Origin of the sequence: Paenibacillus sp. CF384 (genome assembly GCF_900106745.1) — a bacterium.
In the GTDB taxonomy this organism is placed as follows: Bacteria; Bacillota; Bacilli; order Paenibacillales; family Paenibacillaceae; genus Paenibacillus_Z.
Genome location: NZ_FNNV01000001.1, coordinates 454,389 through 477,273 on the forward strand (window position 1 = coordinate 454,389; position 22,885 = coordinate 477,273).

The 22,885-nt window shown below is 47.4% G+C and carries 18 protein-coding genes, 1 riboswitch and 1 other annotated feature; of the genes, 3 read left to right on the forward strand and 15 right to left on the reverse strand.

Annotation, left to right across the window (positions count from 1 at the left end):
• Positions 1 to 77 precede the first annotated feature (77 nt).
• The 7 genes from BLW29_RS02085 to BLW29_RS02115 form a co-directional block, all read right to left on the reverse strand.
• Positions 78 to 572, reverse strand: coding sequence for a P-loop NTPase family protein (locus BLW29_RS02085; protein ID WP_090975717.1), 495 nt, complete (start codon positions 570 to 572; stop codon positions 78 to 80).
• Positions 569 to 1,711: a phosphotransferase gene (locus BLW29_RS02090; RefSeq protein ID WP_090975719.1), complete on the reverse strand. Its 1,143-nt coding sequence runs from the start codon at positions 1,709 to 1,711 to the stop codon at positions 569 to 571. Before BLW29_RS02090 ends, BLW29_RS02085 begins: the two co-directional genes overlap by 4 nt.
• Complete coding sequence (locus tag BLW29_RS02095) at positions 1,708 to 2,694, reverse strand: serine hydrolase domain-containing protein (RefSeq protein WP_090975721.1); 987 nt, start codon at positions 2,692 to 2,694, stop codon at positions 1,708 to 1,710. Before BLW29_RS02095 ends, BLW29_RS02090 begins: the two co-directional genes overlap by 4 nt.
• 153 nt (positions 2,695 to 2,847) lie before the next feature.
• Positions 2,848 to 3,723, reverse strand: a complete 876-nt coding sequence (locus BLW29_RS02100) for a cation diffusion facilitator family transporter (protein WP_090975722.1) — start codon at positions 3,721 to 3,723, stop codon at positions 2,848 to 2,850.
• 196 nt (positions 3,724 to 3,919) lie between these two features.
• The gene (mnmH, locus tag BLW29_RS02105) at positions 3,920 to 4,966 is read right to left on the reverse strand and encodes a tRNA 2-selenouridine(34) synthase MnmH (protein ID WP_090975724.1); all 1,047 of its coding nucleotides are present in this window, start codon (positions 4,964 to 4,966) and stop codon (positions 3,920 to 3,922) included.
• 14 nt (positions 4,967 to 4,980) lie between these two features.
• On the reverse strand, positions 4,981 to 6,030 hold the full coding sequence (selD, locus tag BLW29_RS02110; RefSeq protein WP_090975726.1) for a selenide, water dikinase SelD: 1,050 nt from the start codon (positions 6,028 to 6,030) through the stop codon (positions 4,981 to 4,983).
• A gap of 122 nt (positions 6,031 to 6,152) precedes the next feature.
• On the reverse strand, positions 6,153 to 9,422 hold the full coding sequence (locus BLW29_RS02115) for an S-layer homology domain-containing protein (RefSeq protein WP_177186443.1): 3,270 nt from the start codon (positions 9,420 to 9,422) through the stop codon (positions 6,153 to 6,155).
• A 181-nt stretch (positions 9,423 to 9,603) separates the two neighbouring features.
• A riboswitch (cobalamin riboswitch) is annotated at positions 9,604 to 9,797 on the reverse strand.
• A gap of 167 nt (positions 9,798 to 9,964) precedes the next feature.
• Here BLW29_RS02115 and metE point away from each other — a divergent pair.
• On the forward strand, positions 9,965 to 12,235 hold the full coding sequence (gene metE / locus BLW29_RS02120) for a 5-methyltetrahydropteroyltriglutamate--homocysteine S-methyltransferase (RefSeq protein WP_090975730.1): 2,271 nt from the start codon (positions 9,965 to 9,967) through the stop codon (positions 12,233 to 12,235).
• A gap of 27 nt (positions 12,236 to 12,262) precedes the next feature.
• Here metE and BLW29_RS02125 read toward each other — a convergent pair whose 3' ends face one another.
• The 4 genes from BLW29_RS02125 to BLW29_RS02140 all read right to left on the reverse strand — a co-directional run bounded on the left by BLW29_RS02125 (position 12,263) and on the right by BLW29_RS02140 (position 14,799).
• On the reverse strand, positions 12,263 to 13,204 hold the full coding sequence (locus BLW29_RS02125; RefSeq protein WP_090975732.1) for a LysR family transcriptional regulator: 942 nt from the start codon (positions 13,202 to 13,204) through the stop codon (positions 12,263 to 12,265).
• A gap of 4 nt (positions 13,205 to 13,208) precedes the next feature.
• A complete protein-coding gene (locus BLW29_RS02130; RefSeq protein WP_090975734.1) occupies positions 13,209 to 13,664 on the reverse strand; it encodes a GNAT family N-acetyltransferase in 456 nt (151 codons plus the stop codon).
• 113 nt (positions 13,665 to 13,777) lie between these two features.
• Positions 13,778 to 14,302: a GNAT family N-acetyltransferase gene (locus tag BLW29_RS02135; protein ID WP_371264661.1), complete on the reverse strand. Its 525-nt coding sequence runs from the start codon at positions 14,300 to 14,302 to the stop codon at positions 13,778 to 13,780.
• A gap of 200 nt (positions 14,303 to 14,502) precedes the next feature.
• Positions 14,503 to 14,799: a hypothetical protein gene (locus BLW29_RS02140; protein WP_090975736.1), complete on the reverse strand. Its 297-nt coding sequence runs from the start codon at positions 14,797 to 14,799 to the stop codon at positions 14,503 to 14,505.
• Positions 14,800 to 14,846: 47 nt separating this feature from the next.
• Between BLW29_RS02140 and BLW29_RS02145 the strand changes: the two genes are divergently transcribed.
• Together BLW29_RS02145 and BLW29_RS02150 are read left to right on the forward strand one after the other, a co-directional pair.
• Complete coding sequence (locus tag BLW29_RS02145) at positions 14,847 to 15,500, forward strand: hypothetical protein (RefSeq protein ID WP_090975738.1); 654 nt, start codon at positions 14,847 to 14,849, stop codon at positions 15,498 to 15,500.
• 153 nt (positions 15,501 to 15,653) lie between these two features.
• Positions 15,654 to 18,146 carry a hypothetical protein gene (locus BLW29_RS02150; protein WP_090975740.1) on the forward strand — a complete coding sequence of 831 codons (2,493 nt, stop codon included), beginning with the start codon at positions 15,654 to 15,656 and terminating at the stop codon, positions 18,144 to 18,146.
• 73 nt (positions 18,147 to 18,219) lie between these two features.
• Here the strand turns inward: BLW29_RS02150 and asd are convergent, their stop codons facing one another.
• The 4 genes from asd to BLW29_RS02170 form a co-directional block, all read right to left on the reverse strand.
• Complete coding sequence (gene asd, locus BLW29_RS02155) at positions 18,220 to 19,305, reverse strand: aspartate-semialdehyde dehydrogenase (RefSeq protein WP_090975742.1); 1,086 nt, start codon at positions 19,303 to 19,305, stop codon at positions 18,220 to 18,222.
• A gap of 132 nt (positions 19,306 to 19,437) precedes the next feature.
• Positions 19,438 to 19,698: a binding site (T-box leader), on the reverse strand.
• A gap of 72 nt (positions 19,699 to 19,770) precedes the next feature.
• Complete coding sequence (locus BLW29_RS02160) at positions 19,771 to 21,003, reverse strand: DNA glycosylase AlkZ-like family protein (protein ID WP_090975744.1); 1,233 nt, start codon at positions 21,001 to 21,003, stop codon at positions 19,771 to 19,773.
• Positions 21,004 to 21,028: 25 nt separating this feature from the next.
• The gene (locus tag BLW29_RS02165; RefSeq protein WP_090975746.1) at positions 21,029 to 21,601 is read right to left on the reverse strand and encodes a histidine phosphatase family protein; all 573 of its coding nucleotides are present in this window, start codon (positions 21,599 to 21,601) and stop codon (positions 21,029 to 21,031) included.
• A 103-nt stretch (positions 21,602 to 21,704) separates the two neighbouring features.
• The gene (locus tag BLW29_RS02170; RefSeq protein ID WP_090975748.1) at positions 21,705 to 22,868 is read right to left on the reverse strand and encodes an efflux RND transporter periplasmic adaptor subunit; all 1,164 of its coding nucleotides are present in this window, start codon (positions 22,866 to 22,868) and stop codon (positions 21,705 to 21,707) included.
• Positions 22,869 to 22,885: the final 17 nt, after the last annotated feature.

Genomic DNA, 22,885 nt, shown 5'->3' on the forward strand with positions numbered 1-22,885 from the left:
CTTCCAACAGCTTCGTTTTATCATGTGAGCATTTGGATGTCCTTATTCAAGAAATACAAAGAAGCCCTGCGCGTAAGTTACGTCAGGGCTTCTTCGTCTTTGTTATCATTCATGCGGATCACCTTAGCTTGATAGATCTGCAGCTTACTTTCGAAACGGCTTCGATTCCGTTCGAAATCTTGCGTCCACTTATACATCATGCGCAACATTTTCATATCCGGTTTGTAATGGCATTTCTCGATACCGAGTTTCTGCTTCATAAACCGCGTGAAGATTCGAATTCTACGCTTCCATAGCGGCGGATCCAGAAACACGATTGTATCTGCCATTTCATATAAACATTGATACGACTCACGGTCCGTGCCTTCGAATATCCACTTTCCTTCTTGATCATCAATATCCATAATGACTTCAAGTTGTTCTGCTGGTGTTCGTTTGTGTCGACCATCGGCTGTTACGTGATGAACAATGGAATCCAGCTCATACCAAGGCAGATCCAATTGACTTGATAATCGTTTGGCTAACGTTGTTTTACCGCTGGCTACTATACCTACGATGAGAAGTTTGTTCATATCGTTTCCTTCAACTTGGAAGCAACGAGTAAGGTTCGCAGTCGTTCAACTTCGTTCACGGCTTCCATCTGTAATTCTGTAATGAGCAGCAACCGTTGGCACTCTGCCGATTCGGCATTTTGTTCCCATTTGCGGAGCAGCTTCGGTACTTCCCAAACTGCGCGTAAGGCGAAAGAAGCTAGATAACCGAATCTCGCCATAAATTCGTCCCCATTCCAACCCGTTCGCTTCATCCCCTCGAGGTATGAGGATAGCAAGTGCTCCCTATAGGCTCGGAATCGATCCATAGGCACGTTCCCGCGGCTAAGCGATAAACCTAAGAATCGGCCCAAATCCTCCCCTATTCCGGAAATGCTGGCAAACTGCCAATCAATCACGGCTAGCTGCCAAACCTGAGAATGCTCTGCGTGTAACATAATGTTTAGCTCATAGAAATCCTGGTGAGCAAAGGTTCGCGGTAATTGCTCTAACTCGATAAGCCAATCATCGATTAATGATTCAAAAGTAGTGAAGTGTTCAATGACGGCGGTCACTCTGTACTTGGAATCGTTATCACTTATCGTTGCCGTCATGGGATTCGTCGTTCGATAGGTCTGACATTCATGAATCCATGAGCGCATCCAGTGATGATTCGCCCAAGGTAAATCCGGCAATAGGCTGTCTGCTAAGTAGGCGGACTGAAATTCGCCAAGCTTCTCCGCCGCATACGCATAATCGTCCCACCGCCAGGATCGTGATTCCTGAATGATATCCTCTAGCCACAGCCATACGGTACTGTCGGCATTTTCGTCAATACCATAGCATTCCGGAGCCTTTATCCCCGCTGGCAGATGGCGAAGATAACCTGATTCATAGGCTTCAATTTCTCGGCGCCAGTAATTGTAATGCGTCGGATCATTTCGATTCGGGTCAACAAGGACGACTTTCAAAATCAAAGACCATGATCGAGGTGATCCATCATCAATGCTTGTCAGACCAGTTATCCGATACACGCCGCCTGTCACGAAATTAGGTCTTGCTGATTTGATTGTTTCACAATGCCACTCCATCAGAGATCCTTGATCGAGATGTAAGCAGCGATTAGAGACTGCCCGAATTCGCTCTGCGTCTATACTTACTGGAATAAATTTTGTCGTCATTGCTCACTCAAACCTTTCACAACCAGATTCCCAAAGCCTTGAATATCCTGCAGATAATCATAGTCGGCCGGATTCGGTTCCAATTGATTTAACATGCGAACCGCCACAGCGTTATACGCGGGAATAACCAATACCGCATTACCGTAGAAACCGAGCGATTGATAGGAACCATTCGGAAGCTCATTCCCGAGCTCGGATAACGGACGGAACTTGTCCTTCACCCACCAGAAGAAACCGTTTCGAGGCAAGGATTCATCAAGGCGGCTCGGTGTTGCAATAGAAACGACTTGATCAAACAGTGCAGCCGGAAGAATTTGCTTCCCCATATACATGCCTCTAGACAGATGGATCTGTCCCCAGTAAGCTAGCTCTCTTGTGCTCACGAAGAGATTCGCCTCGCCGCCTTGATCGCTTAGATACTCCTCACCAAGCCATACCAAGTTGTCATTCTTTTCTCTTCTCCAGCCTGTCTCTGTAAACCCATACGGTTCTATAATTCTTTCGTTTATTACCTCTGCGAGGGTCTGATTAAAGACCTGTTGTACGATGCGAATCAGCAAATTCACTCCGGCATTGTTGTATTTCCAATCCGTTCCCGAAGGAAATAACCTCTTCATTGGACCCTGTAATCCGTGAGTATGCGTAAGCAGATGCCTAATTGTAGTCTGGGCGATAATACTCTCGTCCACGTCATCGAGATAGTCGGACACAAAATCATTAATGTCCTTAATTCTTCCTTCATACAGTGCAAGACTAATGGCGAATCCCAAATACGTTTTGCGAATGGATGCTACATTGAACTGGGATCGCTCATCGATCATTCGACTGTTAGGCGATTTATCATGGTAACCCGCATAATATTCGTTAACGATCTGATCATTCTGGATCACGACAACAGATGTCGCAGAGGCTGAAATTTGATTTCGAATATCCAGTACATATTGATTAAGCTCATTAAATACACTAGTTTTCGCTGCATCCATACCCTTATTTCTCCTTTGTGAGTGGGTTAATGTCTACTTCAAACATTCTACATCTCGTCCATAATCACCTCTGTATAAATTCATAATTATTCCAGTACCGTTCTCAACATAAAGAAACCCGCAGCTGGCTGCGGGTCATGTGTGGAAGTCTACTTATTCGACCGGCTCATAGTGCACATGGACTTCGTAAACGTCGTTCGACGAATTTTTCAACTCCATCTCTACTCTCGTTGCGACATCATGTGCTTCTTGAAATTCCATATCTCCCTTAATGAGTAAGGTCACGTCAACCACTGCATTGCTGCCGTAATTTCTTGCGCGAATATCTCGAACGTCCTCTACGCCTTGTACGTTCAAGACAATTTCTTTGAAGGAGAGGATCGTCTCTTCGTTAAACCCATCTGAGAGATGATGCGATGCCTCACGGAAAATCACCCATGCCGTCCGGCAAATGATTATTCCAACGACGATGGCTGTAAGCGGGTCGAGCCATGCCAAATGAAATTGCGAACCGATGATGCCTACGAACGTGCCTAGACTTACAAAAGCATCCGAGAGATTATCTTTGGCAGCGGCCATGACCGCTTGACTGTTAATCTGCGCAGCCAATTTCTTGTTATAGCGATACACGCTGTACATGACGACTGCGGAGAAGATACCCACCCATGCCGCGAGCAGGTCCGGGGACTTCTCATCTCCTTGGAAGATCGAAGTGACGGATTGGTAAAGAACCTGCAAGCCGACCACCATCATAATAAAGGAAGCGAGCATGGAAGAAATCGTTTCGGACTTCCAGTGACCATAGGGATGATCATCATCTGCCGGTTTGCGAGCCAGTCGCAGTCCAATAAGAACGGCAATCGAAGCCGCGATGTCGGTTGCATTGTTCAGTCCGTCCGCCTGCAGCGCTTCAGATCCGGTCATATACCCGATCGTAAGCTTTAATGAAGATAGAAGGATATACGCAATTATACTAAGGAGTGCACCGCGTTCTCCAATTTTCAGTTGATCATACTTCTGCTGTTCCATTACGGCAATAATCCCTTCCTCTACTGCTTTGTTGCCTTATCGTACCAGCCAAAACCGATGTGGGTCTAGAGAAACGTTTTGTCATGCGGCTCACAAAAGTGGGACGAGTAAATAGAGTTGCCCTCGCGAAAAATGTTCGTCCATAGGCAAAAAAAATAAATCCGCCACTAGCAGCGGATTTATTAATCGCATTAAACTATATAGATGTAGGCTGCAGTGAACGTAACATCTGCTCTACGGCTGCAACTGCCTCTTCGGTAGATTGCGCTGCAATGACTGTCTTGTTCTCCGAGCTGTATCCCGATGAAGTGTGCGCATAACGCTGATCATAATAATAGACAAGCAGCAGCTCCACAGCACGGTCATACTTCTCTTCTTTCAAACACAGTTCGATCTCAGCCGCGATCGGCGTATGGATGCGTGGTTTGATTTGAAGGAAGGACTTCAAGCAAGCCTCTTGATGCTCCCAAGGACGATAGTCCTCCAAAATATGCTGAATACGCGTTTCGAGCGGGACTTCCAGCCATATTTGATGCCCCGCCTCTTTCTTCAACAGCAATTGATCCGGGATGACGACTTTGCCAATTCGTTTACTCTCCGCCTCGAAGAGTAGATAAGAAGCCCGCTGAATGCTCGCCAGTTCATCTACTAACAACGCATCGAATTTCTTCTGATTATGTGCCTTTACCCCAATATTCCCGAACACGGAGCCGCGATGCCCAGCCAGCTCTTCGAAATTCAACACGGGATAGCCCCGCTCTTGCAATTGACGCAGAATCGCTGTTTTCCCGCTGCCTGTGTTGCCATGCAGCACATATGCAGGAGGCAACACGTCAAGTTCATCAATCGTTTGGACCACACCTTGGCGAAAGGCACGATAGCCGCCTTCCAACCGGCTAACATGAATGTCCATAAGAGACAAGACCGTTGCTGTTGTTTTACTTCGCATGCCCCCTCTCCAGCAGAAAACTGCCTTCTTGCCGGGGATGAGGGAGAATTGTTTAATGAAAGAAGGAAGCTTGGCAGAAAAAATCTCAAGGCCTCGTTCTTTGGCCGCTTGGATGCTGACTTGCTTATATAGCGTACCGATCTCTGCTCGTTCGTTATCGTCGAAGAAAGGGATATTCAAGCTGCCCGGAATGGTGGCATCCTCAAACTCGGAAGGCGACCTTACATCAATCGTTATTATTTTCTTCTGCTGTCGCAGTGCAAGCAATTCTTGAAGTTTTAGGTCTTGAAACATATCGGCTTCCCCTTCTAATCTACAATAATATGTCCTGGTTTCTCGTCCGTGATCTCACCGATAATACTTGCTTCTACCCCAGCTTGCAACAATTGCTGTAAGAGGGATTCCGCTTGCTCACCTGCTACGGAAATAAGCAGCCCGCCTGAAGTAACCGCATCACATAGAATCCAGCGGCCGACCTGATCAAGCGCATCCGGGAACGTTACATCATGCTGAACGTGAACGAAGTTATTCTTCGTACCGCCCGGTACAAATCCGTTTTCCGCCAGTTCTCGTACCCTCGGAAGCAGAGGTACATCCTTATGATGAAGCTTAACAGTCATCTGGCTGCCTTTGGCCATCTCAAGAGCATGTCCGATTAATCCGAATCCCGTCACGTCAGTACAAGCATTTACTTGGTACGGCTCCATTACCTCCGCTGCTGTTTTGTTCAACGTGGCCATTACTTGGGTCAATCGTTTCGTCTCTTCGATCGATAATTGATCCTTCTTGATTGAAGTTGTTAAGATGCCTACTCCAATGGGCTTTGTTAGAATTAATCGATCTCCGGGCTTAGCTCCCGCATTGGTACGCACCTTCTCCGGATGCACAAGACCTGTAACGGCAAGACCGAATTTAGGCTCTTTGTCATCAATGGAATGTCCACCGACCAGCGTTGCGCCGGCTTCCTGTACTTTATCGGCAGCACCTCGCAAAATTTCGGAGAGAATGCGTTTGTCTAGCGTAGAGATCGGAAAAGCGACGATATTTAACACTGTTAAAGGTTTGCCGCCCATCGCATAAATATCGCTGATTGCGTTCGCCGCGGCAATTTGTCCAAAATCATACGGGTCATCCACAATCGGGGTGAAGAAATCGAGCGTTTGCACCAGTGCCAGTTCATTGCTTAAACGGTATACACCGGCATCGTCGCTCGTATCTAAACCAACCAGTAAATTGGGATTTGGCTCAGCAGCCGGAAGATTGCGCAGCACCTCCGACAGATCGGCCGGCCCTATTTTGCAACCGCAGCCTCCCTTGCTGGACAGTGAAGTTAATTTGATATTCTCGAAGTTATTCATAGTGTCGTCACGTCCCTTTCTTCGCATAACCTAAATCGTACTCGCCATTGGCTTAAAATGCAATATTGGTAAAATAAAAGCAAGAGCGATCGAATCTCGAATCGCTCTTGCTTTATCAGTGACTATGAATTGTGATCCGGCTTGTACGCATAAGCCCGCATAGCGACGACGATCGCCATTTCGCGAGTAACCGAATCGGCCGGGTTAAAGCGGTTAGCCGATCCCTGCATGATTTGCAGCGCGCTAACGGTCTGAACGTCGGCTTGAGCCCACTTCGATACTTGATCCCAATCTTGAAGCGTTACGGATGAGGAAGATTGCTTAAGTTTCAAGGCTCGTACAACAATGGCTGCCATTTGCTCTCTCGTAATCGTCTCATTTGGATTGAATCGATTCTCGAAGCCCATAATGATCCCCGAGTTGTAGGCCGTATTAATATAGGATGCAAACCATTTGTTCTGTGGTACATCAGTGAACTGGCTTGCTGCTCCGGCTGTCACGTTCAATCCGAGAACCTCCACCATAAGCTTGGCAAACTCTGCTCTTGTAATCTTCGATTTCGGATTTAACTTGCCTGATGTGCCTTTAACGAAGCCTTTGCTCGTCGCCGTTTCGATGGCGCTGGTCGCCCATGCTGCAATTTGCTTCGCATCCGAATAGTGCTTGTTCAGATCCACGTTCACGCTGCCGCTTGAATCCGTGTTCTGATCTTGTTCATTATTCGGTGGCACCTCGTTATCTGTTGCGTCATCGGGCAAATCCGGCCACTGGCTGGTTGATGCCCCCAAGTCTTTACCGAGATTGGTCGTATATCTCCATTCCACTTTATCGCCGTCTTTGAGTGTATAGCTGCTGGAGCCGTAACCAGGGTAAATGCCGTTTACGTTATACATCCAACCGCTGTTTGCTCCATGATCGAATTCGCCGTCACCGTCAATCGCTTGTACGTAGACACTTCCGAACGAAGCATAATATTTGGATTTATAGCTGATGCCTTTCGCATCAAGCGATCGCTTGAGCACACTCCATGCGGTATCGCCCGGCTGCAAGTCAAAACTTGTGTTTTGCAGTACATACCCTTTATTAATCGTGAGTTTATCAACGGATAAAGTCGCATGAGGGGTTGGGACTGACGGAATTGTCACTGTTTGGGTTGTATAGGCCACATAGTCAGTAAAATGCTTCGTCTTCACAATCAGATCATCGCCGCTGTCGAACGCATACTCTTCTTTTCCGCTAGCGAGTCCCTCGGCATCGTTCGCAAACCGCTGGATCACATGTGGAGATCCATTCTGGATATAGGCAGCCTGGTTACCCTTCAATCCTGCGAAGGTCAGTGTAAGGTACGAATCAAATTCGACTCTGCCGACTCCACCTCCGACCGTAATTACTTCGCTAAGTCGATTAAGGGTTGAGCCGCTAGGGATTAAGGAATTAACGCGACTGATCAGAACGGAATCCGACTTATTCTTGGATGTTAACAGTTCGATAGAAGAACCATCACCACTAATGAGCTGCGTGCCTTGCGCTATGCTGAACGTTAGATTCCCTTTCTTCGCTTCTATGGCAGGCAGATCGGTGTTAGGCGGCAAGTTCAACATCACCAACGACTGATTCTGCTGAGGAATCGTGATGGCAATTTGCTTCTGCGAATCCGAATCGGCAATGCCGATTATATACGGACGATCATCCGAAGGAATCGTAATCGTTGGCTGAACTCCATTGGGCAGCGGCAATTCAATCGGCGGTATACCGCTTCTCACTTCCAGCGGCATGGACTTATGTACGACATCAGGCCCGCTCTTAGGGACGTATTTAGATACGGAAACGGTGTAACTTCCAGCAGTCAACCCGTCAAATCGCGCCGTACCTTGCGCATTAGTCGTCTGCGTGGAAATCGTTTCACCCTCGTGAACGATATCGACATTTACGCCTTCTGCTGGAGCTGAAACCAGTGTAAAGGAGCTCCAATCCATAGTCATCTTATTGACTACGATGTCGAAAGCATGATCTTCATTCAGCGATGTACCTGATTCTGGCTGCACCTTAATGGTGTCTATCATCTCCGTATTATCAGCTTTGTAATAAAATACAAGTTTATCCGCAGTCTTCAATGGAATCTCATCCATCGCGCCATCCGACGAAGTCAACCATGTGTTGCCTCTTTGGATGGCAAAACTCCAGCTTCCATAATCATTCTCATAATGATTGTATGCAATATCGTTAATGGCAACAAACACCATACCCCACATGGAAGTGATCCCCAGCTGAATGCTGCCCGTGGTTGACACCGACTTTAAAGCTTCTAAAGGTGTTGCTGCATTTGCCGTTCCTTCGAAGAAGGATTGATTAGGTTCCGGGCCTTCGACTCGGATCTTTACAGGTGCGGCCGGAATGTGCTCAAGTCCGGGCAGTGTGCCGCTAAAGTCATAAAGCCGCTCACCATGACCTTCCAAGAATAGCTTGTAAGCATCAAGTGCTTGAAGCGCTTGCTCCGTAGCCATGCCGTTTGACATTGGCCAATCCATCGTATGTGTGAATGTACCGTCTTCCATTCGGAATTGCATGAGCTTGTCGATCAATGTGATTCCGTTCTTGGTATAATCCGGACCGGTTGGGTCGACGCCGTAAGCAGTTAAACCAATGATCGCCTGCGCCACACTTTCGCTGGAATCGACGGTACTCCCCCATGACGTGATAATATAACCGCCATTCGGCGATTGTTTTAAGGAAAGCCACTGTGTCAGATCTGAAATCAAATCCAACCTCTTAACCGTTGCATTCTCTGCGTAAGGCGCAAGCGCGATTAAAGACATGGCCGTAAGATCCGGGTCGCTATGGTTGCCAACGCTTAGCGAGAATCCCCCGTCTTCGTTTTGGCGGGAGGCTATTTCGTCAATAAGAGTTTCTCTAGTCCATTTCGCGTCTGCTGGAACCTCATAGTGACCTGAATCCATTGCAATCAAAGCAAATATAGGGCCATTGATCCCTTGGTTAATCATATAGTTGCTAGAATAAAGCTTCTCGATCAAGTTAAAGCCGGCGATATTCGTTGCATCTTGACCTGCAGCCGATAGGGTCATGATCGTACGCTCTAACTCGGTAACGCGATCGAATTCAGCTTCGCTATACTTAACGCGGTTAACTAATGACTGTACATAGGTATCGGGTATCTTCTTACCCGCCCTTGTCAGTCCGATTGCCCCCCAATCGGAACCAACTCCTGATGAGCTTTTCTGGAAGTAACCCGATGCAGCTTCGATTGTAGCTGCGAGATCGAAAGGCGCCTCAGCGCGCGCTGTCTTCACCGGACCGAGGCCGGCAGTGATCGACAATAACAACATAATGAATGAAACGATAATAGCTAATGATTTGATTGCCTTTGAACGCATAGTCTTGCCTTCTCTCTTCGTATATTGTTGCATTTGATATCAACCTTTTCTCGTTCTACAGTAATCTGTGGCATACATAATAACAAAAACGCCCCCGATTCATGAAAGAATCAAGGGCAGCCCGCGTCGTCAACTACAAGGAAAGACAACAAAAAAAGCACCGCCTCCATCATCCGTAGAGTGTGTGAAATCCAATCAAGGCAGGTCTCCTGGCTATGCGTCAACGCTTCTCTGTTACCTTCCCAGCCTGTCGGCCAGTGGCAATTCCCAGATCAGCTCTTCATTTACAGTGGCGGGACCGCGCCGGATTTTCACCGGACTTCCCTATTAAGCAGGCTTATCGACTAAGCCTGCACCTTGACTAGTTTTATTCAATTGCTATTCATATTATAGAATGTAGCTGCTTTTGTCTATGAAATTAGCGAATCGCCTTCCAAACCCATAGTAAAAAGCTATACCTTGACATAGTATTTATGTGTTTTCCGATAGCAAGCTCTCCGCTCTATAATAAGCTCATCATACAGCGCAGGGAGAGATTGACATTGCAAACATCACTTATTGGCTATCCTAGAGTAGGATCATTACGAGAGCTGAAATTCGCTTCGGAGAAATATTTTAAAGGCGACATTACGCTAGACGAACTCCATCAGACCGGCGTGGAGCTACGCGCCAACCACTGGAGGAAACAGCAAGAGAATGGGATTGACTATATACCTTCCAACGATTTCTCATTCTACGACGGCCTGCTCGATACGGCATGCTTGTTCAATATCATTCCGGAGCGCTATCAATCGCTGGGTCTTAGCCCGCTTGAAACCTATTTTGCTATGGCAAGAGGTTACCAAGGCGAACAAGGCGATGTTAAAGCGCTGGCCATGAAAAAATGGTTCAACACGAACTATCACTATATGGTTCCTGTCATTGACGATTCCACTACGATTCAGTTAGCAGGCACGAAGCTGTTCGATGAGTTCCTAGAGGCTAAACGTCTACATATCCCAACGAAACCGGTATTAATCGGTGCCTTCACGCTGCTCAAGCTTGCCAAATATACAGGCGTCAAGCAAGCAGGCGACTTCCTACAAGAAACAGCCGCTGCCTATGCGAATGTACTCATCGAACTAAACGCGCTCGGTGCCGAATGGATTCAGATTGACGAGCCTGCACTGGTAACCGATCTCTCGCAAGAGGATCTTGACCTTTTCTCAAAGCTGTATAAGCTCATTCTAGCCTCCAAGGGCGATGTAAAAGTTCTCGCTCAAACCTACTTCGGTGACATTCGCGACTGTTATCAAGCGCTTCAAGCCCTCCCATTCGATGGCATTGGGATTGACTTCGTCGAAGGCAAACAATCGCTGGAGCTCGTGCGCCGGAACGGATTCTCTGCTGATAAAGTACTGTTCGCCGGTGTCGTAAACGGGAAGAATATTTGGAAAAACAACTATAAACACACACTTGCAACCGTGCAAGAGTTGAAGGGTCTAGCCAAACAGCTGGTGCTGAGCTCCTCTTGTTCGCTGCTTCATGTACCATACTCCTTGCAGAACGAAACAAAGCTGACTGACCATCATAAACATTATTTTGCATTCGCTGAAGAGAAGCTGCGTGAATTTGCTGACCTTAAATCGATCTTGGCACATGCGAATCCATATGCAGCCGACCTTTACCTCCAGAATGAAGAGCTCTTCAATGGAATTCGTTTCGCAGGTAACGAAGCTGTACACGCCAGAACGTCAACGTTAACGGACGCTGACTTCACGAGACTGCCTGCTTTCACCGAACGTGAAGCGATTCAGAATGACAAGTTCAAGCTGCCTCCGCTTCCGACGACTACGATCGGATCGTTCCCGCAGACAGCCGAAGTCAGAGCGAACCGTTTCTCTTTCAAGAAAGGCGCCATTACCGAAGAACAATACAAACAGTTCAATTTCGATAAGATTGCGGAATGTATCGCACTGCAAGAAGAGATTGGCTTGGACGTTCTGGTCCATGGCGAATATGAGCGTAACGATATGGTGGAATACTTCGGGGAGTGTTTAGACGGATTTATTTTCACAGAGAACGCTTGGGTGCAATCCTATGGTACAAGATGCGTCAAACCGCCAATCGTATGGGGAGATATCAGCCGCTCCAGACCCATGACTGTCGAATATTCGGCTTATGCTAAGAGTTTAACAAACAAACCGGTAAAAGGCATGTTGACCGGCCCGGTTACCATTCTCAACTGGTCCTTCCCTCGCGAGGATATTAGCTTGAAGGATAGCGCCCTACAGATTGCGCTTGCAATCAGAGACGAAGTGCTCGATTTGGAAGCCAATCAGATTGAAATCATCCAGATCGATGAAGCCGCACTGAGAGAGAAGCTACCTCTGCGCCAATCGGATTGGCAAGCCGAATACTTGAGCTGGGCCATCCCTGCTTTCCGCTTGGTGCATAGCGGCGTCCAGGCCGATACGCAAATTCATACCCATATGTGCTACAGCCAATTCAGTGATATTATTCGGGATATCGATGCCATGGATGCCGACGTCATTACGTTCGAAGCATCCAGGTCGGATCTTGCCATTATCGATGCCATCAACGCTTGCGGCTTCCAGACCGAAGTCGGACCAGGGGTTTACGATATCCACTCCCCTCGTATTCCGTCCGTGGACGAGCTCAAGCAAGGACTCCACCGCATGCTAGACAAAATCGACGCTGCCAAACTGTGGGTCAATCCCGATTGCGGATTGAAGACGCGAGGCGTAACCGAAACGTGGGAAAGTCTGCGGCACTTGGTCCAAGCTGCGAAAGAAGTCAGAGCAGCGTTGTAACTTTACTGGAATCAGAAAAGGATGAACTCAACCGAGTTCATCCTTTTGACTTAGTATGGCGTATCCGAAATCCGCGATGATGCTCTCCAGCTTCCCTACATAATCGGTGGCGAGCTGGCTTAAATTGGTTTTCTTGTTCGTGATATAACCGATCTGCATCTTCTCGACTGTTCGCAGACGCACCGATTTAATATTTTCCCCGTTCAAATCCTCATTCAGAACTCCGGAACTGATCGTATAACCATTCAAACCGATAAGAAGATTGAATAAGGTCGCCCGGTCGCTCACCATGATTTTCTTCTTGTAGGACCTGGTACTTAGAATCTCCTCCGAGAAATGGAACGAATTATACTCCCCCTGCTCGAAAGACAGACATGGGAACTCGTCCAGATCATCGATTTCTAACATCGTCTTATTGGCCAGCGGATGTTCCGTGCTTATAAAGACATGCGGTTCTGCTTCGAAGAGCGGATGGAATCGGAGTCCGCTATCTTTCACTATTTTCTCGATAACCTTCCGGTTAAAGTCGCTTAGGTACAGGATGCCGATCTCGCTGCGCATGTTTCGTACGTCTTCGATAATTTCGTAAGTTCTGGTTTCACGCAACGTACATTCGTATTCATTCGTATTCAAATCTTTCAACAGGCTCACGAAAGCTTGAACGGCAAAAGCATAATGCTGCGTGGATATGGAACATAGCTTCTTCGTAGGTTTCTTATCCATGTATCTCTGCTCAAGCAACTCGGCTTGCTCTACTACTTGCCTGGCGTAGGATAGAAATTCAGCACCTTCGTTGGAAAGCGCTATACCCCTCGAGGTCCGAAGAAAGATGTCTAAGCCGATCTCATGCTCCAATTCTTTAACTGCACTGGACAAGCTGGGCTGAGAGATAAAAAGCTGCTTGGCTGCCTCGCTAATGGAGCCGCAGCTTACGATGGCAAGGATATATTTCAGCTGCTGTAAGGTCATGACTTTATAATGCCTTCGTCATATAAACACTATATGGGTCTAGTATATAATCCGAGAATGGCTCGCACTCTTCGAAGCCTAGACTCTCATACAGCTTCATCGCGGGTTTGAACGATTCCAACGATCCCGTTTCCAAGCTTAGCCGTACATATCCGCGTTTCTTGGCTTCTTCGATCATATGGACAAGAAGTCTCTTCGCAACCCCTTTTCTTAAATGCTTCTTGGAGGTACGCATTGACTTGATCTCACCATGTTCCGCATCCAGCTCCTTAATCGCGCCGCAGCCGAGTAATTCATCCTCTTGCCAAGCACTCCAGAACGTAATCTCCGGCTGCTTCAATCCGTCAAGGTTGAGCGCATGCATGCTTTCCTCGGGAGATTGCTCGGCCATACTGCGAACATGTTCCGCTATAAGGGCAATAATTTGGTCTCCGGTTAAATCGTCGATTCTGATTTCCATAAGTCTACACTCCACTGTCTGTTGGATTTAATTCACCTATTATACAAGCCCAGCTAAGTGAAGTCGATATGTATTCATCTCATAATCATCTGAGTCCAAGGATGGATTCGAGCTTACAGAAATTCATCTTCCAGAATCGAATATTGGTAGGAGTCGTACCACTTTCCTTTATGCCGCATATGTTCTCTCAAATGACCTTCGAATTTCATTCCGATTCGTTGCAGCACCGTTGCTGAACCTAAGTTATCCGGGCGACAGGTTGCATACATGCGATGAAGTCCATGCTCTCGAAAACCTAACTGCAGTAAGGCAGCCGCCGCTTCAGTAGCATAACCTTTACCCCAGAATGCGCGATTGAAGCAATAACCCAATTCCGCTTGTAAAGGGTTCCCGATGTGCAGGCCACAGCCGCCGATCAACTCCCCGCTTTCCTTCAATACAACAGCAAACTCGTAATCCAGTCGCGGCTGCTGGTTCTGCATGTCAATGACGCTCTGGAGGTAGTTCTGTGTGTCTTCAATGGTATTCGGCCCCCAAATCGTATGGGTACAGACCAAAGGATCCGAGGCGTACGCATGAACAGCTTCCAAATCGGAAGCCTTAAATTCTCGTATGATTAATCGATTTGTTTCCATCATGTCGTTAAGCCTCCACTGAGTTAGTTTACATAACTATATATATGTAATCTTTGATGCGTAATCATGCTGTTTACAATTTCTGATTTATGCATAAATATTCAATTATTTGTTGTGGAGCAATATGCTATAAATTGATCATACCAAATAATGGGATAGTCGGGTATCCCGACTATCCCATCTATCCCATCTTCTGCGGCAAGCTAATCTCGTTTTCCTTTCTTCCGCCTGCGGAAGGATATGCCGCCAAAACCACAAATGACCGCGATATAGAATCCGGTATCGTACCACCAGCCTGTATTGAGTGCCTCATAGACTCGAATATTGGGCTTAAAGATGCCTATTATGAGCGAGATTGGTGCGATCCAGCCATGCCAAATTCCCCAGAAAAATCCTGCGGGATGGGCCACATTATTTGTTCCGTCTCCGGGTACACACCCCGACAATGCAAGAACAGTGACGAACAGCATCCCTGTAAGGAGTACATATTTAGCTTTCATGTCCCTTCCTCCTTTCTCAAACATGTCATACATCGGTGAATATTCCTGTGATTTCGTGGATTTTTATGCATATAATTCAACGTATGTATTTCCACAGCATCATTCGCCCGATGGGAGTGTTGATCAATCTGACAAGACTGATTCTTTCCTTACTTGCACTTCTACTGCTTATAGGCTGTGACAACACGAATGCAGATCAAACCGCTTCAATAGCTGAAGAACCACAGACAACTCTTGCTAAGAACATGACCGCTCATCAGAAGGACATTTTTCAAGAAATTCTCGCACGGGTGCTACGCAATCGCAACAATCTGACGCCTGAAACACATCGACAATTCTGGGAACTGGTGGATGAGGTTGGAGCAACAGAGGAAGAATTGGCAACGATGAAAGACTTGCTGGCAGGCCCTATAGTCATTTATATGAAATATTTCTTCGAGGATGCCTTGATTTCTTTAGATTCAGGTACACCCTACAAATCCGATGAACGGGAACGATATGAGCAGCATCTGAAATCGTTGAATGCGATTACCGACTACAGAATCGAAGAAAATAATCAGCTTATGGAACAAATCGCCTATAAGCAACCCATTCAGCAAGGTAAACAATCAGCCGTGATGGACGAGGCAATGATACAACAGGCTTTAGTGAACGTGAATTTTGCGATGGACACCATCAATCAATTATTCACGAGGCCCTAAAATAGTTTCCTCCAAGGAGAGTCAATCTGACTCTCCTTCATTCGCTATTGGATATAATCGCATAACCATATAATGAACATGTATACAAGCAACTTTTCCGGCTAAATAACGTCTAATGATTGAGATTATTTGGCAGCATTGAGGAGTGGCCATATGAAACCACAAAGTCGTATGCTCATCATTATCACCTTCGTCGTACTTTCCTTCCTTACAATTGTATTCTTCTATTTTCACGGGATGTTCGAAGATAATCCCCCCATCGTCGAGCGCACTTCTACTGAGACAACAACAATCGCAGATCAAACTTCAACCTCTGCCGAAATCCAATCACCATCTCCTGCTGTAAACACGGATTGGAAGCCTCTTGAGGGCGAATTTATGGCGGACTCGAAGGACGCCCGTGTGCTCTGGAAGCACGAGCAAGCTATGATTTACGTGCAGAACCTCCAACTCTACTACACAACGGATGGCACAAATAAACAGCTCATTTACGAATGGAAAACTCCCCTCCCGCTTGAAGCTTGGTTGAACGGCGATTATTTGCTTATTGGGGCTCAACTGACAGAAGATAATGCACAAGATGACGTTTCAAGCGCAAGCGGTGCATGGCTTGCCATACGGATTGAGCCGGCTCCGGTCGTGATCGAGGACACGAATCTCTTCTTTGGACCTCATGAAGTATTGTCGATACGACTTACCGAGGAACCAAGGCTCTTCCTTCTGAAAGTACGCAATGGATCAGGTTTCTCTGAGGAAGCATTTGATCCTTCTCACGATGGCTGGGAAACCATCAATAGAGGAACAATGGACGCTTCAGCGCCTGAAACCTCGGGTACAACTCCGGATTTGCATGTATTAACTAACAATCGCGTGTTTCTGTTGCCGGAAGGGCCAACAGTTTACAGTTTCCTGGATGAGGGAAGCAGCATTGTCTACTTCAAAGACCCTCACTATCTCGTGAGACGATATGACGGATATGAATTGCTGCAAGTGAAACGCATTCCATTCTTGGAGGATACTCCACAGCTGATCGGACAATTTCGAAACCAAGCCGGTGAAGAATTCATGTCATTCCTCAACTATGAACTCAGTCCTCTACCGGTTGAACCAAGGCTGTGGCAGGAGGAATGGCAAGCATTCAATTATCGTACTTTCACTCATGTAGCACCTGATAAGCTAGAAATTCTTCAGTATGAAGATGAGATTCCATCCGATCGCGAAGCCGAAGCAAGTGCTGAATCTGTAACCGCAGTCACTACCAAATACCCGCCTAAATTCACGCAATTCCCGACAAACGGGCTCACATGGATCGCATCTCGCGGATCGCTAGTAGAGTATGAGGACAATGGCAGGATCATCTCCCTGTCATGGCCTGATATTATTAATACGGAGGAGGCGGAGCTGGAATCAATCAGGTCCTCCCCGCTGCAGAATTTCACCATCAAGAACGAGAATCGCAAACCTTATACAACGTTTAGTCAGTCGATTCTGGAATGGCGTTTCGAGGAAGACAATACAAACGCTGCAGTTCCACAGGAACTTCGTGATGCCATAGATCAGCTCTACCGCGAAGAAGATTATAGCTATGCCAAAACATTCCGAAAGATAGGTACCACTTGGTTTGTGTTGATTGATCGTCACTTCTATCAATACCAATCAGGAGCGCTTACCGAAATCGGCGAGCTGCCTGTAACGGTGACCGTTAAGATTGGAGAAGCAGCCGGCGGTATCGGTGCACGAGATTTCATGAGGTGGCAAGGCAGTTGGATCGTTACGGACACGGAAGCATCTCGGGTATTAAAGCTGAATGACAAGCTCGAGATAACGGCTGTCATCTATATACCCACTCCCTATAAGCTGACGCTCAAAGGACAACAGCTGCAGATTGCTTCCACTGGATTAACCTGGATCGTGGATCAGAATTTGAACCGAATCAACGTCAAATCACAAGGCTATCAATCCACAGCGAAGCTGAGCAAAGTCGACTATCCTAACTTTCATGAGCAAGAGTGGTATTACGATGAGAAAAGCGGAATCACTTGGTATTATCTGCTCGGATCTTTGTATCAGGTGCAAGAAAAGAAGAAGCAATATCGCTCCTTCTACTTAAGCGAGAATGAGAACATGCAAGCGCATGTGCGGATTATTCCGTACCAGGATGAGGTCATCGTGCTGCTTGACCGACGCCTTGAACGTTTCGACCGACAAGGCAAAAGGCTGGGCACGATTGCATTTCCTCGCTCTTCGCCAGACGGCATTTATGATCGCACGACACAAGGGGAAAATTCATATATCCTGGATAGCTCCTCCGATAACCTCTACCTCTTGCAAGGATACCGCATTCTGAAGATTCATCTGGGAAGCGAATCCGTAACCACACTCTTCAGGCAAAATTACGCCGATCTCGGAGAACTCAGCATGGTTGATGGGAAACTATATTTCTTGCTGCATAACAACCAGAATGACCGCTACTCGCATAATCAGGACAATCCAGATGGGAATAAGTCGTATGTTACCGAAGTCATACAAATCGATCTTCACACACAGGCGGTACAGCGATCGATTACAGAAGGTTATTATGAGGCAATGACCATTGATGTTGATACCAATAACCAACCCATGTTCGTGCTGAAGAGCTACAATTGATCAATGGTCCCCTACATGCAGAAACAGCAAGCACATTAGCGTGCTTGCTGTTTCTATTTGGTGACTATGCTGATTATTTAGCCTGAATATAACCTTCTGCTTTCAGCAATTCAGCGATTAATACTGCGCCGCCTGCTGCACCGCGCAGCGTATTATGCGACAACCCTACGAATTTATAATCGTACAGGGAATCCTCGCGCAATCTGCCGACCGAAACGCCCATACCGTTCTCGATATCCCGGTCCAGCTTCGTTTGCGGTCTGTTCTCTTCTTCAAAATAAGTAATGAACTGCTTCGGCGCGCTCGGCAGGCCAAGCTCCTGCGGACGTCCTTGATATTCCTTCCAGCGCGCAAGAATTTCTTCTTTTGCCGGTTTCGTCTCGAACGATGCGAATACCGTTGCCAGATGGCCATCCGTTACCGGAACGCGGATACATTGTGTCGTGATATGCGGCGCGCTTGCTTTCACGATTTCGCCATTCTCCACGCTTCCCCAGATACGCAGCGGCTCTTGCTCGCTTTTCTCTTCTTCTCCGCCAATATACGGAATGACATTATCTAACATATCCGGCCAGTCTGTGAAGTTCTTACCCGCACCGGAGATCGCTTGGTACGTCGAAGCTACGACTTGCGTAGGCTTGAAATCGAGCAATGCATGAAGTGCCGGAACGTAGCTTTGGATCGAGCAGTTCGGCTTAACCGCGATGAATCCTGTCGAAGTGCCCAGACGTTTTCTTTGAGCCGCGATCACTTCAAGATGGCTTGGGTTAATTTCCGGGATCACCATCGGAACGTCAGGCGTCCAGCGATGTGCGGAATTATTGGAAACGACAGGAGTACCCGTGCGGGCATAGGCTTCTTCCAGCGCTTTGATTTCATCTTTCTTCATATCCACGGCGCAGAATACAAAATCAACATTAGCGGAAACTTCCTCTACTTGGGAAGCATCCTGAACGACGATTTGTTTCACGCCATCCGGAATAGAACCGGACAGCTTCCATCTGCCTTTTACCGCTTCTTCATATGTTTTACCAGCTGAGCTGCTGCTGGCAGCAATCGCTGTTACTTCAAACCATGGATGCTGATCCAGCAGCTGTACGAAACGCTGGCCAACCATGCCTGTTCCTCCGACAATTCCAACTCTAAGTTTGTTAGTCATTAGCAATTCAATCCCCTTCAGAATGGTTTCTCATAATCCGTAAAAGTATGATTTGGTGTACCTTATGCGTGCGAACGAGCGGTGTTTCCACTGAAACAATAAAAAAATCCCACCTCCAAGACTTTAATAAGTCTTGGAGACGAGATTAGTCCGCTCGTGGTACCACTCCAAATTCGCTGACATGTCGCCATACCAGCCTCTTCGAGTACGACATGATCCTGTCATGCTTATACTCTAGCTCTGTAACAGGAGCTCCTGTCACACCATCACCTACAGTAGGTTCCGATGTGCTGCTCAGAGTCTTTCTTCAATAATGAACCTTTGCTCCTTTGCAGCTGCCGGAGCTCTCTGTGAAAGGTTTCATTTATTTACTCGTCTCTTCATCGCATTTTAACATTTCGTTTATAGTATCAAATAACCGTAGCAAGGTAAACTATATTTTCAAAAAAATTTAAAAAAATTCAACTATTCAAAAGAAGTGCGTGCAACGGAAACGGTTGTCGCTCCATGAGCCTTAGCGAATGTATCAAGCGCGCCATAAACTTGCTCCCGAAGCTTAGTCGTGAATTCGATTTCCGCGTCGATTTGAAGGTACTCCACCTTCAAGTGACCCAGCTTCTTATCCAAGCGCGGGTCCATGCGGCCGATTAACCGATCGCCGGCTAAGATCGGCATCGCATAATAGCCATACGTACGTTTAACTGCTGGCGTGTAAATTTCCCAACGATATTCAAATTCGAACAGATCGGTTAACCGTTTGCGGCTCCACAATAGGTTATCAAGCGGCGGCAAGAAGTGTACCGCGAGATCAGTTTCATCTTGAATAGGCAAATTCCGGGCTGCTTCATCGTGCGCAGCAAGAAGCTCCATATCTTCAGTTAGGATGTAATAGGGCTTGTCCAAGCCCTCGACTTCAACCGGCGATACTATCCCATCTCGAATGTGGGATTCGATCGTGCCTCTTCTTTCGCTTGCGCGCAGATTCTGCCAACCCAAACGAGGGTCGCTTGGTTCGAACACACGATAAGCTCGGAAATACTTCATCATCATCGCTTCGAGCGCTTCCGGCTCGTCCATCTCCTCCGCCTGCCGGATCAGCGCAGCAGGAACGCTATGACTGGTAGTATGGAACTTGCGCTGATTCCCTTCACGGCCAACGATGCGAATTTGGGCGGCGTCGGTCAATAAATTCAGTGCATGTGAGGTAGCTTTCGTCTTCCCGTCGGCGTTATCCCAATACCCTTGTACCCGCTCGCTCGATTCGAAGGATTTTGCAGACAGAGGCCCTTCCTGCTCCAACCGCTGCAGGACCTGTTCTACAACAGCTGCAATTTGATCGATACGAGGCTGAATGTTCTCCCGCAGTCTCCTCCTAGTTGGTTCGAAGATCGGATAATCGCTCATCGGAATGATGCAGGCCGCATTCGCCATATATTCGAAAACCTCGTTGCTGCTAAGCAGTTCATTCAAGAAGCGAGGCTCATAACCGGGAATTCTCGCTGCCAAAGCCAGATGCTGATTCGCTCGTACCGCCGCTACAGGATCAATCTGCACGCATTCTAACTGTTTGATTACTTCAAGCACCTGCTGCTGCATCGATTCATTAGAATTTAGTGATGGCTGTGGCGATTGAAGCAGAAGCTGCTTCTCCAGTAAAAATCGCCTAATGGCCCGTTTCGATGTTTGGAATGGTTGCATCTGGATTCCTCCAATAATAGATGGATTATACTACGTGCTTGGAGCAGTTAAACAATTCACATTCCCACTTCGAACCGCTTCGAGTAATCGTCGTAACAGAGGTGTTAACAATATGTACCTTCGTATCTATGGAAGGGATGAAATGCTTTAAAGTTGAACCAATCAATACGCCATGACTAAACACCAGGATATTTTTTCCTTTATAGGTTTCGGCAGCTTCTGCGATAAAAGAAGTTCCTCTACTTACGATGGAGTCTTCAGATTCTAATCCCGGGGCTAGCCGCTCCCACTGTTCTCCCCATTTCTGTATACGTTCCTTCAATGTCGTGCCTTCCATCTCACCCTTATACATTTCCCTCAATCGACTGTCCGTTAGAACGGTTAACCCCATTAACTTAGCCACGATATCAGCTGTTTCCTTCGCGCGTGACAGATCACTCGAGAAAATAACATCCCACGATTCATTCCGCAATCGTTCGGCTAACGTATGCGCTTGCAGTCTGCCCGTATCATTGAGTGCGATATCACTCTGACCTTGTGCTCGTCCTTCGGTATTCCAGTCCGTTTCTCCATGTCTGATTAGTCCGAATTTCGTCATATCCATTGCTCCTCTCCATCGTGCCTCGAACTTCGTATTCAACAACCAACGACATCATATAGACAAAAGAATACCACATGACACCGTCATGTGGTTAAATTTGTTAAGGGCGGATTTGAACTCCGTCCGCAAGCGGTTCGCTGCTATCCAGGATGACGGTTTCGTCACCTAATAAACCCTCTGCGACCGCCGTTCTCGGTCCATTGATAGCAGACACGGTGACAGGAACTTTGCGAGCATAAGCTGCATTTCCGAGAGGTCCTTCTCTCCTATCGACGACGAAGACATAGGCACCGTCCATGCCATAATGAACCGCCGTGCTTGACACCATTACCCCGTCTACTTTATGGTCAGTCGTCAGCTTAAACGTTATCTGTTCGCCATCCCTAAATTTCGTATCCGTTATGCCGATGAGTACACGTATGGTCGGCGGAGCATCATCTACAGGAGTAACCGCGTCGCCCGGCTCAGGAACTTCAGCCCCTCTGCTGTCTGCGAAGCTGGATGCGCCGATGTCGACGAGTTCTCCTTGTACGTCGCGTCCGCTTTCACCGACTGACATTGCAATGGGATCACCAATCTGGTGTGATTGCGTCAGATACCTGGGTACCTGTGTTTCGATCTGCAGCCCTTTACCCAGATCGGCTAGCTGAATGTCAGGCGCTGCTTCAACTCCGGAGGGTAGACCCGCAATGGCATGGACGGCTATGATTACGCCGTCGAATGGTGCTCTTAGCTCTCCGCGTTCCTCTGCTTGATGCTGCAGCGCTCGAATGTTCTTCTCCTGTGAGGCGATGTCGATATTCGCACTTTCCAAGGCAATGCGAGCATCCTCTAACACCTCTGCATCTGACTCCCGAGCAGCTTCTATATAGATGCGGCGCAAAGCAGGCAGTGCTAGTTCCAACTTGTCTAACGCAGCTTGTCCGGCTTCGATCTGCTGCATAGCTTCGTCATTCTCGTAACGCACAAGCCCTTGCCCTCTCGTCACCTTATCGCCTTCCTTGACGAGTACTTCTTTCACGTTGCCGCCTCCCGGGTTGGAAAGTTCCAGCTTTAAAGCGTAATGCACAACCCCCGTCCCCTTGAAGACCGGATCAATTCCGTCGTCTGCAGGTTGCTCTGTCGTCACTTTGGGTAACGTCAGTCCGTAAAGCGTATTGCTGAAGAGGGTCAATAAGACAAGCGAAGCTCCACCAATGCCTGCAATAAGCCCGATTGCTCGCTTGCGTCTCCCTGCTGTCGTACTCTCTGCTGTTGCATCCATTCTCACAACTCCTCCAC

What these genes read in the sequence shown, in the direction of transcription:
- BLW29_RS02150 (WP_090975740.1), top strand. Translation starts at nt 15,654, where the DNA reads ATGAAACCACAAAGTCGTATGCTCATCATTATCACCTTCGTCGTACTT.
- BLW29_RS02160 (WP_090975744.1), bottom strand. Translation starts at nt 21,003, where the DNA reads ATGCAACCATTCCAAACATCGAAACGGGCCATTAGGCGATTTTTACTG.
- BLW29_RS02130 (WP_090975734.1), bottom strand. Translation starts at nt 13,664, where the DNA reads ATGGAAATCAGAATCGACGATTTAACCGGAGACCAAATTATTGCCCTT.
- BLW29_RS02115 (WP_177186443.1), bottom strand. Translation starts at nt 9,422, where the DNA reads ATGCGTTCAAAGGCAATCAAATCATTAGCTATTATCGTTTCATTCATT.
- BLW29_RS02140 (WP_090975736.1), bottom strand. Translation starts at nt 14,799, where the DNA reads ATGAAAGCTAAATATGTACTCCTTACAGGGATGCTGTTCGTCACTGTT.
- BLW29_RS02125 (WP_090975732.1), bottom strand. Translation starts at nt 13,204, where the DNA reads ATGACCTTACAGCAGCTGAAATATATCCTTGCCATCGTAAGCTGCGGC.
- BLW29_RS02165 (WP_090975746.1), bottom strand. Translation starts at nt 21,601, where the DNA reads ATGACGAAATTCGGACTAATCAGACATGGAGAAACGGACTGGAATACC.
- selD (WP_090975726.1), bottom strand. Translation starts at nt 6,030, where the DNA reads ATGAATAACTTCGAGAATATCAAATTAACTTCACTGTCCAGCAAGGGA.
- BLW29_RS02170 (WP_090975748.1), bottom strand. Translation starts at nt 22,868, where the DNA reads ATGGATGCAACAGCAGAGAGTACGACAGCAGGGAGACGCAAGCGAGCA.
- asd (WP_090975742.1), bottom strand. Translation starts at nt 19,305, where the DNA reads ATGACTAACAAACTTAGAGTTGGAATTGTCGGAGGAACAGGCATGGTT.
- BLW29_RS02095 (WP_090975721.1), bottom strand. Translation starts at nt 2,694, where the DNA reads ATGGATGCAGCGAAAACTAGTGTATTTAATGAGCTTAATCAATATGTA.
- mnmH (WP_090975724.1), bottom strand. Translation starts at nt 4,966, where the DNA reads ATGTTTCAAGACCTAAAACTTCAAGAATTGCTTGCACTGCGACAGCAG.
- BLW29_RS02090 (WP_090975719.1), bottom strand. Translation starts at nt 1,711, where the DNA reads ATGACGACAAAATTTATTCCAGTAAGTATAGACGCAGAGCGAATTCGG.
- BLW29_RS02100 (WP_090975722.1), bottom strand. Translation starts at nt 3,723, where the DNA reads ATGGAACAGCAGAAGTATGATCAACTGAAAATTGGAGAACGCGGTGCA.
- BLW29_RS02085 (WP_090975717.1), bottom strand. Translation starts at nt 572, where the DNA reads ATGAACAAACTTCTCATCGTAGGTATAGTAGCCAGCGGTAAAACAACG.
- BLW29_RS02135 (WP_371264661.1), bottom strand. Translation starts at nt 14,302, where the DNA reads ATGATGGAAACAAATCGATTAATCATACGAGAATTTAAGGCTTCCGAT.